The following is a 17614-nucleotide window of genomic DNA, read 5'->3' as shown; positions in this document are numbered from 1 at the left end:
TTCAGTCCTCTTTTGCTATCTTCGGCAGAGTTATTGTGAACACGGCTCCGTGTTCATAGTTCTGGGCTGTCAGTGTTCCCTGCATTTCGCTCTCGATTATCATTCGGGACATATACAGACCGATTCCCGTGCCTGATGCATAGGTCTTTGTTGAAAAATACGGATTGAATATCTTCGGCATGATGTGCGCCGCAATCTTACATCCGGTATCCTTCACCTTTATAATAACATTGCTGTCGTCATGTTCAATAACTATATAAACGTCCTTCGGTTCGTCGCTTTCCTGATTTTTCTCCATGATGGCATCCCGTGCGTTTGCCAGCAGGTTCAGCACCACATGCACGAACTCGCTCCGGCAGCCGCTGACAACCAGAGGATATTTCTCCTGCGGGCGGATTATGGTCAGTTCTATGCCGCAATCTTTATAGTTAGGCGAAATAAGGCGTGCCGCACTCTCAATACCCTCGATGGAGTCGAAAGGCTCCTTGCTTTTTGATGGTTTGAAGAAGTGCCGGAAGTCGTCAATAGTCTTCGACATGAACTGAATCTGGCTGTCGGCTCCGCTCACCACCTTGTCAACAAACTCCCTGCTCACCATATTGTTATAGTAAGCCGACTGAACACTTGCGATATAGGTTGAAAGGATGTTCAGAGGCTGACGCCACTGGTGGGCTATGGCTCCCACCATCTCGCCCATTGCGGCCATCTTCTGCGCCTGTCTCAGCTGCTGCTCGGCGTTGACACGCTTTGATATATCTCTGATGCTCAAAAGAATAAGCTGTTCGTTGTTCAGTCTGAGCTTTTTTAGGCTCACTTCGGCGGGAAACTCAGTTCCGTCGCTGCGCAGGAAGTTCCAGTTAAAAAACTGCTGTTCGCCCTTTTCGGCCTCAGATATTATTTTCAGTGCTTTTTCATGACTGCGCACCCCGTCCGGCTGATGTGCGGGGGACAGATCGAGCATATTGTTGCCCAGAATTCCGTAGTGGCTCAGTCCGAAAAGCTCGTTTGCCTTCTCATTGCAGTCAACGAATATCATGCTTTTCAGAACCATTATGGCATCGTTGGCCACGTTGAAAAGGGTCTGATAGTGGGTTTCCAGCTCTTTCCTGCGGGTAATGTTCCACTTAAGGTCTTCGTTCATGCCGGAGATCTGCACCTGCTGTTTCTGCATAGCATTGACAAACCTGCGGTTATACAGATAGAGAACCAGTGCGCTCCCACCCACTCCGAACATGGTAACAACCACCAAAATCCCCAGCACCTTGAGCACCGATTCTGTAGCCAGAAGCATCGACGCACGACCGGAAAGTTCATAGGCGTTGGCACGGGTCATAGTTGTGCAAAGATACCAGTCAACGTTCTCAACCTTCTGATAAGCAAGGATGTATTCCTTACCGTTCTGAGCGTATGAAAAAGAGCCGGACTCCTTGCCCTTCATAACTTTAAGAATATTCTCAAGGCTGGGATCGGCATCCTGAACCTTCTGCCGCATAAGCAGATTTTTGTCAGGGTGCATGATTATGGTTCCGCCCTGCCCCACAACGAAAGTATAGCCGCCTCTGGCTGCCCTTGCGTTGACAACGTTTTTCATAAGCATATCGAGGTTGGTATCTGCGCTGAGAACCCCTTTGATTTGACGTCCGGATGTGATGGGCATAGATAATGCAATGACCATCTGTTTGGTGGTCATATCTATGTAAGGATATGAAAATCCTATGGTTTCCGTCTTCTGCGCACGCATGTACCAAGGGCGGATTCTTGGGTCGTATCCCTGCGGGGGTATCCACTCCGCACCGTCAATCATCTTGCCGTCGGCAAGACCTATGTAAACATCGCTGAAATCCCCGGCCTCCATGGTCATTTTCAGAATATTCATGGTCTGAACCATGTTGTCTTCCGGTTCTGATCCCAGAGATTTTGCCGCAGAGCTCAGGATCTTTATCTGCTGCTGAACCCACATGCTGGTGGTTGCGGCGGCCTGTGCGGCGATATTCTGCTGATGGTTCATGACTGTGCGGTCGATTATCACCCTTGTGCTGTGATATGTCACACCGATAAGGCTTAATATCCCCACAAGAAGCAGGGTCATGGTTATTAACGAATTTTTTACTTTGAATGTCATCTCGGCCCCGTTCGGGTCGTATATTTTACCGAGCAGAACATGCAAAGGGCGTGCCAGTTTCTTCAGCAAAGACCACCCTTGTTTATAAATCTTGACATTTTTATTTTAATAAACCTACTCTCATAAGCGGAGTATATATGAAAACACTGATATTTTTTCTGACTGTATTTACTGCCTTTCCGGCTTTAGCTTTCGATAACGACACGGCTGGAACATCAGGCGATGTTCTGCGTATTCTTCTGCCTGCCGCCGCATATTCGGCAACGGTTGTAAACAACGATAAGGAGGGCGCGAAGGAGTTTCTGAAATCTTTTTCAGCCAATATCGCCGCAACCTATTCCCTGAAAGAGTTTATAAAAAAGGACAGACCGGACGGCTCCGGCGACGATTCCTTCCCTTCCGGCCATGCTTCCATGGCTTTCCAGGCGGCGTCTTTCCTTCAGGAGCGATACGGCAGGATGTACGGCATGCCCGCTTATGCTCTGGCCGCATACACCTCATGGACAAGGCTCGCCGTTGACGAACACGACATCGAAGACGTTTCAGTGGGTGCGGCACTGGGTATCGCATCGGGACTTATATTCACATCACCGTCAGGTAAGGCCGTGCTTTTTCCGCTCATCGGCAGGCACACTTTCGGCCTGAGCTTCTCAGCCCGCTGGTGATTATTTGAAAAGGCTGAAGTAGTCCACCCTTTCAAAAACTTCCAGCTTGCCTCCGGCCGTAGCATTACGAATTTTTCCGCCGGCACGTTCGAAGAACTTGCCCGCTTTGGCATATCCCTGCTCCATTCTGTCCACCATCGGGTCGTGCCATCTCTTGCCCTTGCCGAAGTAGTCCGGATGGAAGTGGTTGGGGTCGTCCCCAGTTGAGGTTATCTTAAGCCCCTCAACCTCCGCCTCCTGCGGAATGATGTAGTGGTGGTCGAAACCTATGAGATAAAGCTCACGGATTCCAAAGTAGTAAGCCAGCTGCATACATACATATGTAACCGAACCGCCGGTGAACACCTGACGTGCGGCATTTGTTGAAAAATAGGGGAAATCGGGGTAGTTGTCATATCTCATACGGACGTTCAGCCAGTTTGTGCAGTCGTCGGGTTTCAGACAGTAGCGCAGGTAGTTTCCGAACCATTTCTGGGTTCCTTTCAGCCTGTTTATCTCGTCCGCCCTGTCCTCCGCCACAAAGTTGTCCTCGACGACATAGTGAGTAGGCAGAAATCCCATCTTCTCATAGTTCAGATATATGCTGTTAACGCCGATAGTTACTTCATCTTTCAAAAGTGTCAGATCAAGTTTGTTAAGACTGGGGCCGTTGCCTATAAGGAAAGCCCTTTTGCCCTTGTGTGCGTTCTGATATTTCAGAATATTGCGGTGGTTCTCTGTGAGACCTATTCCCCTTCCGGCCATCTTGTATCCGAAGGTCTCCACCATAAGATCCATTGCGGGCGAGTCATACTTGTCCTTATAGGGTCTGGTGTAGCCGTCGATAAGTTTTGAGCGCAGCTTTCTGTAGGCTCTGTAGGGAAGGGAATTTTTAATCAGTTCTTTCATTTGCCACCTGCAATTTCCTTATATATCTTCTCATAGTTAGCCGCCATAACATCCTCTGCAAAATATTTTTCTACAAAGGGACGGCAGTTGGGTTCTATCGTTTTTATTTCTGCTCTGTTTTCGCAGAGATATTTTATCTTATCTGAAAGTCCTTTGACATCATACGGATCGAACAGCCAGCCAGTCCGGCCTTCAATGACCATTTCAGGGATTCCGCCGGTTTTTGCCCCCAGAACGGGAGTTCCGCAGGCAAAGCTTTCCAGAACTGTGTTGGGCAGATTGTCCACAATTGAAGGGATACAGAACACGTCCGCACAGCTGTAATATCTGCTGAGGGCTTCGGTTCCTGTCACGGAACCTTTCAGCACCAGTCTGGGGTCACGTTTGTCGGTCTTTGCCACACTGCCCACCACAACCGCCTGAAGATCAAGTTCGGGAACCAGTTTCAAAGCCTCTATGACAGCGTCAACGTTCTTGCGTTTCCATGCGCCTGTTCCCGCCAGAAACAGCAGTGTGAATTTATCAGGATCGATGCCGACATATTCGCAGGCTTCCGCCTTGTCCACATGGATAAGTGAGCCGAGCGGGATGCCGTTGTTCACCTTAACAGCCTTTTTGCGCCCCTTGAGCACAGCATCGGCAAGGTCTGTAAGCCACTGCGAAGGGGGAGTGAAAACTATCTTCGCATCTTTAGCCCCTGCGATGTCCTCTGGGTTATAAAGGTGTCTGCGCCACGGCTCAACAGGGCAATAGGTGACCTCTTCGCCGTCCAGAGCGGTTATTTTGTAGTTATATTTATACAGTGCGAACTGATCGTGCATCGTCCACACCACCGGAAACTCGGAAGCAAGCAGAGCTATCTGTTTCTGGGTGAAATAGCAGTTGTGCAGATGGATGACATCCGGCCTGAACTGTCTGGCCTGTCTCAGAAAAACAGAAAAGATGAGATTCCTGTTTATCTCGGTACGGGTATATTTTGCGGCAAGACGGGCGAGTTTATACACAATTTTTTTCGGGAGCGAATAGCTTCTGCCAAGATGCCACGGGCGTATCCCCGTGTTTTTGTACAGCGAATAGTCGTTCTTCTGCTTTTCGAAAACATACATGACCTCGTGGGTCTTTGCCGCCGCAGCGGCGAGACGGAATGCGGCTATTGACGCACCGCAGCCGTAGTCGTTCTCGCTGTATATTATGAGTTTCAACCGAAATACCTCTTATAGTATTTTTCAAAGATGTGCCTGATGCCCCGATAGCTCTTCATTTTTGCACGGACATCTGTATATGGCGTTTTGAAGTACACGTCAAGGGTCTCCATCAGTTCCGTTGCAACTTTCTTTTCTCCCTCGTGCCAGCGGCGGGCAATGTCGCCCCTCTCCTTCTCTGCATCGTGCCAGCGGGAGAATTTCTCGGCCTCGGCTTTTTCGTGGTCGTGCCAGCGGTGAACGGTTGCCAGATCATCTTTCAGGTTAGCCCTTATGGTGCTGAAATTTTCTATTCCTTCTCTGAGAAACGTCCGGCTGAAAACCAGACCTTGCAGATATGACATTATATATGAATAGTTTGAACTCGCATCAACAGCTTTTGCGGTTTCCGACGGTCTGAAAACCGCCTCGGCCTTTTCGTTGGCAGTGAGTGTTTCGAAACCGCATAAAGCCAGAATCGCAGTCAGCGAAGTTTTGTTGAAGTTATACATGTGCGCATGGATAACATATTCGAGGAAATCGAAATTGTAAGTGGCAATATTGCCTATGTTGCATAACCCCGGCACTTCGATATAGAGAAGCCCCTGCGGGTTAAGGAGTTTTTTTACTTTAGAAAGTTCATCTTTCAGGTCGATGAAATGCTCGAAAACGTGGCTGAGAATTATAAGATCGAACCTGCCGCCCTGCTCAAGCATGGTGTTCAGGTCACCGTAGACAATGTTGATGCCCGATCTGCGGCATTCCTCTATGCAGTCGGTGCTGTATTCCGTGCCCGATGCATGAACCGTAATCCCCTCTTTGGCCGCTTCGGCAACAACCTCGGTCAGAACGTTTCCGGTTCCTGCTCCTATCTCAAGCACCGATATCTCTTTAACATCAGCCAGAAACGGGCGCACCATGCGGAATATCTTGCTGCCCTGCCACAGTCTGAAGAGTGCCTGCTGTTCATGGACGTGGAGATGTCCGTAGTTAAGTATATGATAGAATTTGTCGTAGTATTCTGGGAGTGATTCCGCACAGATTCGGGGCGAGGTTACCACCAGTCCGCAATCCCTGCATATCAGCGAGCCGAATGGCAGACCGAAACGGTCTATCTCGGCTATTTTTTCAAGGGATTCTGAACCGCACTGGCAGGCAGAAACCTTTTCGGTCTTTATTTTCCCGCTGCGGACATGTTCAAGAAACAGCAGACGCTGCTGTTCGGCGTTTTCGTTAAGCTTTCTGGGGATCCTGTCTTTTTCAAGAAGAATTTCACGAAACTGAGGAAAGTTGATGTCACTCATATGTCTCCCATTTCTGTCCGACAGTAACAAATCCGAAAACCCTCTCCTGCGGCAGAACGCAGAAGCCGCCGTTGAGCTGTCTGTAGAGGAACTCCCGTCCGTCAACAACGGCGATAACGGAAATATAATCCGCCGGGTTGAACACACAGGGTACCCTTAATCTACCTTTTACCACATTATTTGCGTTATCAAAATGGAATTTTGAGGTGTCCGTGTTAAAGGCGGTGACAAGGGTTCCCTCCGCAGTATACAGCGGGATTCCTATTATCAGGTTCTTCGGTTCGAAATGCAGACGGAATGAGAACTCGAAAATCATGTCCTCGCCCAGCCTGTACTGTTCTTTATCCCAGAAATGGGTAACGTCGCTGATTTTTCCTTCATTGTGGAAAATGTCGCCATAGAAGGGACGAACCGGCTCGGCCGTGCCCTTCTGCTCCTGACTGCTCAGATAAAGCTCTATCCCCTCGTCGGTGTTGCCGTTGAAAACAGCCTCTCCGTTGCGGATGACCATCACCTTGTCGCAGAACATTTTGACATCGTTCATTGAGTGGGAAACGAATATCACCGACATCCGCTCCCGCATGGAATTTATCTTTGAGAGGCACTTCTGACGGAAAACAAAATCCCCCACCGCAAGCACCTCGTCCAGAATCAGAATATCGGGATCAACAGAGGTGGCGATGCCGAACCCCAGACGGGATTTCATGCCGCTGCTGTAGGTTTTCACAGGCTGATTGATGTGCTCTTTCAACTCCGCAAAGGCTATGACCTCGTCCGATTTTGCTTTGAGAATATCTCCGGTGAACCCGTTTATCTTAAGGTTCAGGATGATGTTCTCCATTCCGGTCAGCTCTGGCTTAAGGCCTGAGGTAACCTCCAGAATGGCCGCCACCCTGCCCCGCTTGTGCACTGTGCCGTATGTGGGCTGAATGACACCCGCTATTATCTTAAGCAGTGTTGATTTGCCGTGGCCGTTGCGGCCGATGATCCCCAGAGTCTCGCCCCGTTTCAGTTCCAGCGAAACGCCTTTCAGCGCATGAAACTCTTTATGCTTCGGTTTTCCTGTGGGGCTGAAAACCTCCAGAACCCTGTCGAAAGGTTTTGCATAGAGCCTGTAGACTTTGCCGATGTTCTCCGCACGGACAACAGTTACCCTGCTCACTACAGCACCTCCGCAAAATGGGGGCGCAGTTTCTTAAAGGTGACAACACCGATGAGCAGAAAAATGAGCGCAAAGAACAGGAAGAACAAAAGCGCATTTATATCCGCAAAGAACCATTTATTATAGATGAAGGTATTTCTATAACCTTCAACGATATACACCATGGGATTGATATAAAGGAACACTCTGTATTTTTCAGGAACGGAGGAAACCTGCCAGAAGATGGGGGTTATCCAGAATCCCGTCTGGAGGATCACGCTGACAACCTGACTCATGTCCTTGGTGAAAACACGGATAGCTCCTGTGAACCATCCGAGACCGAGGGTTATCAGAAATATACAGAACAGATAGAACGGAAGCTGGAGCCAGTAGACGGTGGGGTAATACCCTTTATAAATAGCTATAGCCGCTATGATAAGCAGAAAAATAAGATGCAGAAAGAAAGACGAAATTATTTTGACCAGAGGCAGGATACTCACACGGAAGTCAACCTTTTTCACCAGATGCCTGTTGTTCACAACAGCGTTCATTCCGCCGTTGACGCAGTCAGCAAAATATACCCACGGGGCATAGCCGCAGACAAGATAGAGCAGGAACGGCACATGGTCGCTGCCAATCCGCTTGAAGCCCACGGAAAAAACCAGCCAGATGGTGGCAACGAACAGGAGAGGGCGGAAAAGCGCCCAGAGCAGACCCAGATATGACCCCAGATACTGCTGGCGGAAATCGTCCACCGAAAGCGCAAGCACAAGCGCCCGCTCTTTGTAGATATTCTGAATAAATTCCAGAGAACCCCTGATTATGCTTAACAAATAAAACCCCGTCAGCCCAGAAACCTTTCGGCAAATGAGCCGTAATCGTCTATGTAAAAATCGGAAATTTTTCTCAAACGTTCGCCGTTGTAGCCGCAGAATATCAGTCCGCTGGCTCTTGCGGCATCATGATCCGCTGTGGAATCACCTATCATGACCACTTTTGCAGGGTCATAGCAGTTTTCGGCGATGATGTCCGCCACCAGCCTGTCCTTGGGCGCAGGTGAACCGTAAATTGAGCCGAAAAACTGAGTAAGTCCCTGACATTGGCAGATATATCTCAGCTCGTTCTGCTCTGTGCCCGATGCGACGTGCATGGGGACTCTGCCGCTGTATTCTTTAATGAAATCAAGTGTTTCGTCTATTATATACTTAGGACTGGTCAGCTCCGCCAGCATCAGCTTCGAATACCTTTCGGCATACTCGCTGACACCTTCGTCGGTTATGCTTTGTCCCAGAATATTCTCAAACATATGGCGTATCTTGACAAATCTGGATATACCGCCGTTCTCCCTGTGGAAAGCCAGAAGTTTTCCGACGGAAACCTCGTCGAACTCCGCAAAAAGAAGCTCAAATCCTCTGTCTTTAACAGGCATGGAATCCAGCACCACACCGTCGAAATCGAAAATTATGCTCTGTATCATGCTGTCTCGCCCACCACTGTGCAGGGCAATCCGTCACCTTGGTCAACCCGCAGAGGCAATATAATAAGTCTGCTTATTTTATAAATATCAGGATCGTCCAGTTTCATATCCTCAAGGAGTATCAGCGGGCTTTCAGGATTCAGAAAAGCCCTGTGCGCCTTTCTGCCCTCCATCCTGTCCTGAAAAGAGGAAACCGAAAGGGTATCCATTCCGAACAGTCTGACAGACCTGTATTTTTTCCGTATATAGTCCGCCACCGATTCGTGGAAACCGAAGTTTTTATCCGCCATGTTTTCGTCTGAACGGTCAAAACCCGTGCGGACGATGATGCAGTCATATCCTTTGTCTTCGATGGTGTCGAGCTTGCCAAGCAGTTCATCATTTATAACATAGCCCGCAGGCTCAACGCACACGAAAAGAGGCTTTTCAAAGAACCAGAAATCCGCACCGTAAGAGCTGATGTCCTGCCCGTCTGCAAAGAAATGCAGGGGCATGTCCAGATGGGTTCCCGTGTGCAGACTCATGCTCAGACGAGTATTGTTGGCAGTGTCGCCCTTTGCCATGTCGGAAGTGCGCTCAAGCTCAACCTGTTTTTTTCCGCCGTATGCGGGGGTTTCAGAATTTATTGTGTGGGAAAGAAAGATACGCTTAATCGCCGTGCTCCCTCTCGTGTATCTCACGGATACAGTCAAGAATCCCCTGTCCCATATCTATGAACGGGTTGGGTACAAGTTTTTTACAGACGCTGGGATGGAACGAATAGGGCGTGAGCTTATAGTGGTGGTCGTTCACCTCTTTGTTCAGCACAATCTCCACATCGTTGCCCAGAATCTCTTTTATCATTACGAACAGATCCACCCTCGGCATCCGCTCGATGCCCGTCAGGATTATGTGTCCGTTGGAGAATTTTTCATCCTCAATGATATCCACCGACATTGTGGCGGCATCCTGTGCGTGGATGTACTCCCGAACCTCCTGCCCGTCCCTGTCGTGGACTATCTTCTTCTCGGTTATTGCGCTTTTCAGCACCGAATAGAGATAGTTGTTGCCGTATGCCCTCTCGCCGTATACCGAACCGTAGCGGATGATGGTAAATTTCAGTCCGAACGCTCTGTAATATTCCTCGGTGAGTTTTTCCGATGCCAGTTTGCTGACACCGTAAAACGAGCCTCTGTCGCTGAGAGCGTAAGCGCTTGATGCGTAAATATATCTTTTGATATTTTTATTTTTGCTGGCTTCCAGAATGTTCAGGTTGCCCATTATGTTGGACTCGATGGTCTCAACGGGGTGCGCAACAGCCATATCCAGATTTGCCATGCCGGCAAAGTTGTAGACATAGGACACATCAGAAGTGATAAGCTGACTTACCGCATGCCTGTCCATAATATCACACTGAACAAATTCGCATGCTTCCGGAAGATATTCGCTCTTTCTGATATCAGCCGCAGTGACCCTGTAGCCCCTTTTCAGAAGCTCCTCCACCACATAACATCCCAGAAACCCCGCCCCTCCGAAAACAATAACCTTTTCATTCATTGGAGAAAACCTCGTTCTTAAGTTTCTGCCCCGTAAGGAAGCGCACCGCCTCCTGAACGGATTCAACCTCCATATCGGTGCGGCTGGCCGTTGTGGCTGCGCCCATGTGGCAGGTGAATATCATGTTCTCCAGTTCAAGAAGCTTGCCTTTGTACGGTTCGTCCACGAAAACATCTGCCGCAGAACCGGCTATCACACCGTTTTTCAGCGCATCGTACAGATCATCCTCGTTCACAATTCCGCCTCTGGCGGTGTTTATCAGAAATGCATGTTTCTGCATCATGGAAAACTCTTTTGCCGTTATAAAGTTTCTTGTGTCCTTTTTCAGCGGCAGATTAATACTCACTATGTCGCTGTTTCTGAGCACCGTCTCTTTATCCGTATAGGTTATGCGCTCGTTGCGCCCGAAGATTATATCGGGGTTGATGTCGTGCGCCAGAATTTTAACGTTGAAGCCTGAAAGCATATGCGCAAGGCTCTTGCCTATGCGTCCCATGCCGAATATGCCCACTGTGCGGCTGTGGAGCAGAAGCCCCATGTGCCTTGCCCAGCCGCCTTTGCGCATGAGCTTGTCCGATTCGGTTATCTTTCTCGCCAGATCGAGCATCATGCCCACGCAGAGTTCCGCAACAGCCGTTGTGGGTGCTTCGGGGGTGTATGCCACCTGTACGCCGTATTTTCTGCAAAGCTCAAAATCCACACCGTCAAGCCCCACTCCAACACGGGAGATGAGTTTAAGGTTCGGCGCATTTTTGAAGACTTCCTCGGTTATGTTCTCTGTACCCGCAACCAGAACCACTGCATCCCTGATGTCCTCTGCCAGTTCGGCGGAGGTCAGCTTGCGGCCTCTTGAGTTCAGACGGTATTCTATCCCGTTGTCCTCAAGGAGCTTTTTAGGCACGGGAGACGTTTCGAAAAAAGGATGGGTGGAGATGAATACCTTCATTATTTATGCCTTCCCATCTCTTCACGGGCCTTCTGCCCCAGAAACAGAAAATCGAGGCTGAATGCGAGAAATGTATATCCGAGATCTATCTTCTCTTTCAGTTTGTCATAATCCGGCTGGATAACATGGAAACCCAGAGGAAAGTTAGCCGCCTTACAAGCCTTTTCAACGGCAAGGAGGGCTTCCTTAACTTCGGGACGGTCATACTCACCCGGCACGTTCATTGAGCCTGAAAGGTCATAGGGACCGACTATTATGCCGTCTATTCCGGGTGTCGTGATGATGTCGTTTATGTTGCGCACAGAATCAATATGCTCCACCTGAGCTATTATTACCGCTTCATCGTTGAGCCAGCCTTTGTATTCGTCGAACCCGATGCCGTATTTCTGAGCACGGGCGAGACCAACGCCCCTTTTGCCTATGGGCGGATATTTCGCATAGCGCACTGCCTGTTCTGCGTCCTCACGGCTGTTCACCATGGGAACGATGATTCCGTCAGCTCCAGCGTCCATAACACGCTTAATGACCACCTCTTCGTTCTTACCAACTCTGACAAGGGCTTTCATGCCCGCCGCCTGAATGTGGCCGATGAGGTTCTGCGCCGCCGCAAGCTCTATCACGCTGTGTTCCATATCTATTGTCAGCCACTCGAATCCGGCGGAAGCCATTATCTCAACCACCGACTGGTGGCCGATGGTGACCCATGAACCGAGTGTGAGTTCGTTGTTTTGCAGTTTCTTTTTAAGAGACATTCTTTACTCCGTTATACCTTGCGGAGATGCTCCGCAGATAAGATTCATTCAGCGATATGTATTTTTTGCCCCTGCCCTCGCCGTATGCGAAGAGGGACTCCATTAATTCATCATGTCCGTTCTGATATTGTACATAATTTCTGTCACGGAAAAAAGAGGGATGTGCGTCCACCACCTTTTGCATCAGCCCGTCATACTGAACAGTGCTGTTATGTTTCCAGAACATGCTGTCGGCGGGGCTTCTGCCGTTTGCCCCCAGAACATAAATCTCATCGGCAAATGCGGATGCGGCGGGGAGCATAAGATAGGTCAGGATGTTATCCGTTGACCTTGCCGATAGATCATCCGCCGAGGGGAAGTTCCAATCAGCACTGCGGCCTATGCCAATTATTCTGTCGGTCAGCTGAGGATAATGCGCCAGCATCAGGGCTACCATGTTCTCAGGGATCATCACATACACATCGTATTTTTCAACAGCCTTGAGCACGTCTTTGCGGAAGTTTTCGGAATATTCATTCCAGCTGAAATGGTAGACCGGATCCGCAAAACAGAGAATATCCGGCTTAAGCCATTCGAGAAAAACGTCGTTTTTCACCACGCTGTTGCATATGACCTTAACCATATCCCTTGTCTCTGGGTGCTTTTCGTAATCTGAAAAGGACTCTCCCGTCAGAAAACAGCAGGCCTGCCTTTTCCCGTGGAGTTTTTTTGACAACGCTTCAAAATTCTTTGCTGAGAGTTCCTTGTGGTTCTTCTGCGAAAAACCGCCGTAGAGATAGCTCCATGCGGTGCACTCTTCCGTTGAGTAAAAATTTTCATCGGTCACAGCGCATTTATGCAGTCTGAAAAAATTGATGAAGATAAGCCGCCAGTCGGCAATAAGGTAATAGTCCGCACTTCCGGAAACAAACCGGAAGGTGTCCGGCGCATACCATGCGGCCTTTTTGTCAAAATCCGGATCCTTTCCGCCCAGAACCGCTATTGTTCTGACGGTTTCCGGTGTGCCGAAAAGAGTTTTGCACAGCTTGCGGAACAGTCTGAAAAAATACCATGCCATACGGCGCAGGGTCATCACTTATTCCTTTTGGTGTAAAGAAGTTCCGCCAGTTCAAAGTCCTCAGGCTCGTCAATGTCGACAGCTTCCAGCTTGTTCATCTCGAACATGGCGGGTTTAAGCCCTATGCGCTTGTTGCCTGCGGCGGCAAAAGAGGCTTTGCTGAATACGAAAAAGTTGCTGTTCTCCTCGTATACAGGGGGAAGATCCTGTGTGCGCAGAAGTTCTGCGGGGTTGTGGTTAACGGGGCTGCCGTCCGCCCAGTAAAGGCGTGTCTGCAAACGGGTAACCGAGAAGACTGAGTCATATTTATTAAGATTTTCAAAGAAATATTCGATTGCCTTGTCTATTGTCTCCGGGCTGACCAGCGGATTTGTGCTGTGGGTCTGGAGGAAATATTCGCCGTCCAGTTTCGACAGGTCATAGGCTATGATATCGTTCATGGCCACAAAATCACCCTGAATCTCAACGGGTCTGTCGATAACCTGAACACGGTCGAAATTTTTCAGCGCATCATTTTTTATTATTTCGCTGTCGGTGTTTATGACCACCCTGTCGATGTTCCTGCATTTAAGGAGCACGCTCATCACGGCGTGATAGAGCGGCTTCCCGCCGAAATCACGCATATTCTTGTTCTTAACCCTTTCGGAATTGCCTTTCATGGGGAGCAGTGCCGTTACTTTCATATTACCGCCTCGTAATTAGTTAATAAGGGCATTCTGTTTATGGCAGATCGCCGCGTCGCTTCGCTCCTCGCGAAGACAAACAGTCGTCTCTGCGAGGGCTTCAGCCCGTGGCAGTCTTCCACATTCAATCCGCCGATATCTCATAGTCAGATGTTTGTTAATAATCCTGCTTTAAGCTAACTGCAACAGATTTTTATTGATATTTGCCGCCACAGGTGGAATATATACCCATGTGAGGTGAAAAATGGCTATTGTGACCGTTCTGGACGAACTTATAAACGCCTGTGCCGATGAGACCGTAAAAAAATATCTGCTGTCGCTTAAAGATGAAAAATCCGATGCGGTCCGCAGGATACGCTCCTTTTCTCAGCCCACGTTTGAAAGATTTCAGATAACAGACAGCATCTTCGCCATCGAGCAGTCTTTTGACACCAAGGACCGGGAACTCTGCTTTTTCGAATCACACAGGAACTACATCGATATACAGATAATAATTGACGGAAGCGAACAGATGGAACTGTGCCGCATTGAAAAACTGGAGACGGACGTTCCGTTTGATGCGGGAAAGGATCTCATTAAATATAAACTGACAGACAACGCATCAAAACTTGCGTTCTCAGGATTCGACTGCGCAGTATATTTCCCCGCCGATGCCCACCTCTGCGTGGCAAAGCTCGGCGAAACCTCAACTGTTTACAAAACTGTGCTGAAAGTCCCCGCTGACGGAACTTTTCAGGCTATTTTCCCCAACACTTTCGCATAGAAGGATTTTGTCTCTTCGAAGCATCTGTCCCATGAAAAATTTGCGGAATGGGCAAAGCCTCTGGCGATAAGCTCGTCCCTGCGGTCTTTCAGGCTGTCCATGGCCTCGGCATAGCCTTCAGGCGTCATGTTTTTAACCAGTATGCCCGCATCCCCCGCCGCCTCCGGCAGAGAGGAGCAGTCGGACGCAACCACAGGGCATCCACAGCGCATGGCTTCCAGAACAGGCAGTCCGAACCCTTCATAAAGCGAAGGATAGAGCAGGCAGTCCGCCGCAGAAAAAACCTCGCATATCTGCCCGTTTGTCATATATCCGAATATCTTATATCTGTCTTTCAGACAGGTTTTCAGCAGTTCTTTTTCATCATCGGTCACAGGTTTTCCGCCCATCACAAGCAGAAAATGTCCGCTGAGTGCGCATGCCCTTACTGCGGCATCAAAGTTTTTATATCTTCCCCTGTCTCCCAGAAAAACTGCATACTTATCATCTTTCAGCCCGAAAGCCTCAAAAATAGCCTCTTTCGGCTTATCAGAAGGTCTGAAATCCTCGCCTACGCCGTTGTGTACCACAGTGATCTTTGATTCGTCAATTTCAGGAAAAAAACTCAGGAGGTCACGTCTGGTGTTCTCCGAAATGCAGATAACGCCGTCAGCAGCCCGCACCGCATGGCGCTTCTGGGCGGTATGCACAGTCTTTTTAAGCCCCTTGACATAAAGCTCATAGGTCATATCGTGGACAGTGACGATCTTTGCCGAACGGGGCGCATTTATGTCCCTGTAATAGCTGGAATGAAACACCGAAAGCTCTTTCAGCTTCGCCCTCACGTTCAGATATCTTGCGATCTGAAGCGGCAGCCTCCTTTCGTAAAGCATATTGCTCATATGTAGCGCTTCACGGAAGCGGTTTTCGCATGGGCGCTGCTGTTCGATGAAGGTTATTTCGCTGTCCGAATCGGCTATAAAGCGCATGGCAAGCTCCTGCCAGTATCTTGAGATACCGCCGGAACGCTGCAGCCAGAAAACTATGTTGTCATAGTATATGTTCATACTCCGGATACTAGCATATACTGCGAGAGGTGTTAAGTTTTTTTGGCTCTGCGCAGTCTATTGACATGCGGACGGGTTTCGTTTAAATATGGCAGATTAAACTATATTCAGGAATTTCCGTGAAAAACAAAACCATGGTCAAAAAGACCGACTGTGTTCTGGTGGCGGGAGCAACAGGCCTTGTGGGTTCTGCAATTGTCAGAGCTTTGGCCGAGCGGGGCTACACAAACATAGTAGGCACTTATTACAAAAAAACGCCCGCACCTGTTTACAAAAACTACCTTAAAAACTACTCAGAAATGATAAAGAGCGGTCAGCTGAGGATGATCAAGACCGACCTCACCGATCAGAGGCAGACCAAGAACCTTTTCAGCAGGGTTAAGCCGGATTTCGTTTTCAACTCAGCGGCAAGGGTGGGCGGAATATACGCCAACAACACCTTCAGAGCGGAGTTCATATACGAAAACCTCCGCATGCAAAACAATTTGATCCACTACTCATACGAGTTTTCAGTAAAAAAACTCCTGTTTCTGGGCAGCAGCTGCATCTATCCTAAAAATGCGCAACAGCCCATAAACGAAGCACAGCTTCTCACAGGCGAACTGGAATACACCAACGAACCCTATGCGCTGGCAAAGATCGCAGGCATAAGACTCTGCGAAAGCTATTACCTGCAATACGGATGCAACTTCATATCCGTTATGCCCACAAACCTTTACGGCTATAATGACAACTACGACCTGAAAGGTTCACACGTCATCCCCGCACTCATCAGAAAGACCTATCTGGCAAGCCTGCTCGACAAAGGCGACATGAAAACAATAGAGGACAACCTGAAAAACGAATGCGAAGGCACGGATTTTGAAGGCTGTCTGAAAAAAATCGGCATAGAGAAAAAGGACGGCAGAACCGTTCTGAACCTCTGGGGAACCGGAAGCCCCCTGCGTGAGTTCATGCATGTGGACGACATGGCCGATGCATCCTGTTTTCTGATGGAAAACGTTGATGCATGGGATATGGACAACGGCAGCGGAACCTACCGCAACGCACACATAAACATAGGCTCCGGCGACGAGGTCTCCATAAAGGAGCTTTCCCGAATGGTGGCTGAAGTTGTGGGCTATAAAGGCGAACTCCGCTTCAACCCCGAAATGCCCGACGGAACACCCAGAAAACTTCTGGACTGCTCAAGGCTCCACAGCCTCGGGTTCAGACACAGAATCCCCCTGAAAGATGGTCTGGTGTCCGCTTTTAACGATTATCTGAGCCGCACATAATGAATAAAGTGTCAATCGTTACCATTGTTAAGAACGATTCGGCAGGGCTTGAAAAAACAGTTAAAAGCGTTACAGCTCAGACATTTCAGGACTATGAATTCATAATAATCGACGGCGCATCAAACGACGGTACGCCGGACGTCATAAACACATTTAAACAGCACTTCCGGAAAATCATTTCCGAACCGGACAACGGCATTTACGATGCCATGAACAAAGGCATCGCCAGCGCCTCCGGTGAATACATCATCTTCATGAATGCCGGAGACGTTTTCGCATCACCCGAAGTCCTTGAGCTGGTGTTTTCATCTATTAAGGGCAGACCGGATGTGATATACGGCGACTATCTGGTGGACTACGGCTACACGACAAGACTGCTCCACGGCATACCCGCCGAAAAGATATGGCAGGGGATGCTGACATCCCACCAGAGCACACTGGTGCGCACCGAGCTGATGCGGAGCTATCCGTTCGATCTGAATCTAAAAATAGGCGCAGACTTCGGCACCCTGTACAAACTGGCCGTAAAGGGATGCAGATTCCTTTACACCCCCGTAACCATCGCAGTTATAGAGCCGGGGGGCGTTTCCGACAGAAAACGTATTCAGGTTTACAGGGAACATTTGCAGACAGTAAGAAGATATTGCGGATTCAGCCCCAAAATTATAATCTATTATGTGTTCAGAATTGCCGAATCATGGCTGAGACAGAGAGTCAAAAGCATTCTGCCGGAGAAGACCGTCAGAACCGTTATAAAACACAAGGCGGACAAATGA

At 48.9% G+C, this 17614-nt stretch carries 18 protein-coding genes; 4 read left to right on the top strand and 14 right to left on the bottom strand.

All coding sequences use genetic code 11. The annotated features are described in order from the left end of the window. Position 1: 1 nt before the first annotated feature. The gene (locus C8D98_RS02710; protein ID WP_132871797.1) at positions 2-2122 is read right to left on the bottom strand and encodes a sensor histidine kinase; all 2121 of its coding nucleotides are present in this window, start codon (positions 2120-2122) and stop codon (positions 2-4) included. 137 nt (positions 2123-2259) lie between these two features. Between C8D98_RS02710 and C8D98_RS02705 the strand changes: the two genes are divergently transcribed. Beyond that, positions 2260-2787 carry a phosphatase PAP2 family protein gene (locus C8D98_RS02705; RefSeq protein WP_132871795.1) on the top strand — a complete coding sequence of 176 codons (528 nt, stop codon included), beginning with the start codon at positions 2260-2262 and terminating at the stop codon, positions 2785-2787. Here the strand turns inward: C8D98_RS02705 and C8D98_RS02700 are convergent, their stop codons facing one another. From C8D98_RS02700 to C8D98_RS02645, 12 genes are read right to left on the bottom strand one after another with little or no spacing between them, the layout of a single operon-like run. Next, positions 2788-3675, bottom strand: coding sequence for a 6-hydroxymethylpterin diphosphokinase MptE-like protein (locus C8D98_RS02700; RefSeq protein WP_132871793.1), 888 nt, complete (start codon positions 3673-3675; stop codon positions 2788-2790). Beyond that, a complete protein-coding gene (locus C8D98_RS02695) occupies positions 3672-4877 on the bottom strand; it encodes a glycosyltransferase (RefSeq protein ID WP_132871792.1) in 1206 nt (401 codons plus the stop codon). Before C8D98_RS02695 ends, C8D98_RS02700 begins: the two co-directional genes overlap by 4 nt. Then, the gene (locus C8D98_RS02690; RefSeq protein ID WP_132871790.1) at positions 4874-6160 is read right to left on the bottom strand and encodes a class I SAM-dependent methyltransferase; all 1287 of its coding nucleotides are present in this window, start codon (positions 6158-6160) and stop codon (positions 4874-4876) included. Before C8D98_RS02690 ends, C8D98_RS02695 begins: the two co-directional genes overlap by 4 nt. Beyond that, positions 6153-7322 carry an ABC transporter ATP-binding protein gene (locus C8D98_RS02685; RefSeq protein ID WP_132871788.1) on the bottom strand — a complete coding sequence of 390 codons (1170 nt, stop codon included), beginning with the start codon at positions 7320-7322 and terminating at the stop codon, positions 6153-6155. Before C8D98_RS02685 ends, C8D98_RS02690 begins: the two co-directional genes overlap by 8 nt. Next, positions 7322-8134, bottom strand: coding sequence for an ABC transporter permease (locus C8D98_RS02680; RefSeq protein ID WP_165871167.1), 813 nt, complete (start codon positions 8132-8134; stop codon positions 7322-7324). Before C8D98_RS02680 ends, C8D98_RS02685 begins: the two co-directional genes overlap by 1 nt. An 11-nt stretch (positions 8135-8145) precedes the next feature. Beyond that, positions 8146-8778, bottom strand: coding sequence for an HAD family hydrolase (locus tag C8D98_RS02675; protein WP_132871785.1), 633 nt, complete (start codon positions 8776-8778; stop codon positions 8146-8148). After that, positions 8775-9470 (bottom strand): cyclase family protein, encoded by a 696-nt coding sequence (locus tag C8D98_RS02670; protein WP_186434595.1) that lies wholly within the window; start codon positions 9468-9470, stop codon positions 8775-8777. Before C8D98_RS02670 ends, C8D98_RS02675 begins: the two co-directional genes overlap by 4 nt. Then, positions 9427-10314 carry an NAD-dependent epimerase/dehydratase family protein gene (locus tag C8D98_RS02665; protein ID WP_132871781.1) on the bottom strand — a complete coding sequence of 296 codons (888 nt, stop codon included), beginning with the start codon at positions 10312-10314 and terminating at the stop codon, positions 9427-9429. The genes C8D98_RS02670 and C8D98_RS02665 overlap by 44 nt, the downstream gene beginning before the upstream one ends. Further along, the gene (locus C8D98_RS02660) at positions 10307-11260 is read right to left on the bottom strand and encodes a phosphoglycerate dehydrogenase (protein WP_132871780.1); all 954 of its coding nucleotides are present in this window, start codon (positions 11258-11260) and stop codon (positions 10307-10309) included. The genes C8D98_RS02665 and C8D98_RS02660 overlap by 8 nt, the downstream gene beginning before the upstream one ends. After that, entirely contained in the window at positions 11260-12012 is a 753-nt protein-coding gene (locus C8D98_RS02655; RefSeq protein WP_132871778.1) for an HpcH/HpaI aldolase family protein, read from the bottom strand. The genes C8D98_RS02660 and C8D98_RS02655 overlap by 1 nt, the downstream gene beginning before the upstream one ends. Further along, a complete protein-coding gene (locus C8D98_RS02650; protein WP_207891231.1) occupies positions 12002-13087 on the bottom strand; it encodes a hypothetical protein in 1086 nt (361 codons plus the stop codon). The genes C8D98_RS02655 and C8D98_RS02650 overlap by 11 nt, the downstream gene beginning before the upstream one ends. Beyond that, positions 13084-13752, bottom strand: a complete 669-nt coding sequence (locus tag C8D98_RS02645; RefSeq protein ID WP_132871775.1) for an acylneuraminate cytidylyltransferase family protein — start codon at positions 13750-13752, stop codon at positions 13084-13086. Before C8D98_RS02645 ends, C8D98_RS02650 begins: the two co-directional genes overlap by 4 nt. A gap of 244 nt (positions 13753-13996) precedes the next feature. On the opposite strand from C8D98_RS02645, the gene C8D98_RS02640 reads away from it, so the two are divergent. Next, the gene (locus tag C8D98_RS02640) at positions 13997-14515 is read left to right on the top strand and encodes a NanQ anomerase/TabA/YiaL family protein (protein ID WP_132871774.1); all 519 of its coding nucleotides are present in this window, start codon (positions 13997-13999) and stop codon (positions 14513-14515) included. Here the strand turns inward: C8D98_RS02640 and C8D98_RS02635 are convergent. Next, positions 14485-15561, bottom strand: a complete 1077-nt coding sequence (locus C8D98_RS02635; RefSeq protein ID WP_132871772.1) for a glycosyltransferase family 4 protein — start codon at positions 15559-15561, stop codon at positions 14485-14487. The genes C8D98_RS02640 and C8D98_RS02635 overlap by 31 nt on opposite strands. Before the next feature lie 119 nt (positions 15562-15680). On the opposite strand from C8D98_RS02635, the gene C8D98_RS02630 reads away from it, so the two are divergent. Both C8D98_RS02630 and C8D98_RS02625 read left to right on the top strand, forming a co-directional pair. Further along, entirely contained in the window at positions 15681-16838 is a 1158-nt protein-coding gene (locus tag C8D98_RS02630; protein WP_243640900.1) for a GDP-L-fucose synthase family protein, read from the top strand. Continuing rightward, entirely contained in the window at positions 16838-17614 is a 777-nt protein-coding gene (locus tag C8D98_RS02625) for a glycosyltransferase family 2 protein (RefSeq protein WP_132871770.1), read from the top strand. Before C8D98_RS02630 ends, C8D98_RS02625 begins: the two co-directional genes overlap by 1 nt.

The sequence above is a fragment of the Seleniivibrio woodruffii genome, from assembly GCF_004339245.1.
GTDB lineage: Bacteria > Chrysiogenota > Deferribacteres > Deferribacterales > Geovibrionaceae > Seleniivibrio > Seleniivibrio woodruffii.
The sequence above is the reverse complement of the archived record's forward strand: the minus strand, read 5'-3'. Positions and strand labels throughout refer to the sequence as shown.

Coding starts and splice junctions, on each gene's coding strand:
- C8D98_RS02710 (WP_132871797.1), bottom strand. CDS start 2,122: ATGACATTCAAAGTAAAAAATTCGTTAATAACCATGACCCTGCTTCTT.
- C8D98_RS02705 (WP_132871795.1), top strand. CDS start 2,260: ATGAAAACACTGATATTTTTTCTGACTGTATTTACTGCCTTTCCGGCT.
- C8D98_RS02700 (WP_132871793.1), bottom strand. CDS start 3,675: ATGAAAGAACTGATTAAAAATTCCCTTCCCTACAGAGCCTACAGAAAG.
- C8D98_RS02690 (WP_132871790.1), bottom strand. CDS start 6,160: ATGAGTGACATCAACTTTCCTCAGTTTCGTGAAATTCTTCTTGAAAAA.
- C8D98_RS02675 (WP_132871785.1), bottom strand. CDS start 8,778: ATGATACAGAGCATAATTTTCGATTTCGACGGTGTGGTGCTGGATTCC.
- C8D98_RS02665 (WP_132871781.1), bottom strand. CDS start 10,314: ATGAATGAAAAGGTTATTGTTTTCGGAGGGGCGGGGTTTCTGGGATGT.
- C8D98_RS02660 (WP_132871780.1), bottom strand. CDS start 11,260: ATGAAGGTATTCATCTCCACCCATCCTTTTTTCGAAACGTCTCCCGTG.
- C8D98_RS02655 (WP_132871778.1), bottom strand. CDS start 12,012: ATGTCTCTTAAAAAGAAACTGCAAAACAACGAACTCACACTCGGTTCA.
- C8D98_RS02645 (WP_132871775.1), bottom strand. CDS start 13,752: ATGAAAGTAACGGCACTGCTCCCCATGAAAGGCAATTCCGAAAGGGTT.
- C8D98_RS02640 (WP_132871774.1), top strand. CDS start 13,997: ATGGCTATTGTGACCGTTCTGGACGAACTTATAAACGCCTGTGCCGAT.
- C8D98_RS02635 (WP_132871772.1), bottom strand. CDS start 15,561: ATGAACATATACTATGACAACATAGTTTTCTGGCTGCAGCGTTCCGGC.
- C8D98_RS02625 (WP_132871770.1), top strand. CDS start 16,838: ATGAATAAAGTGTCAATCGTTACCATTGTTAAGAACGATTCGGCAGGG.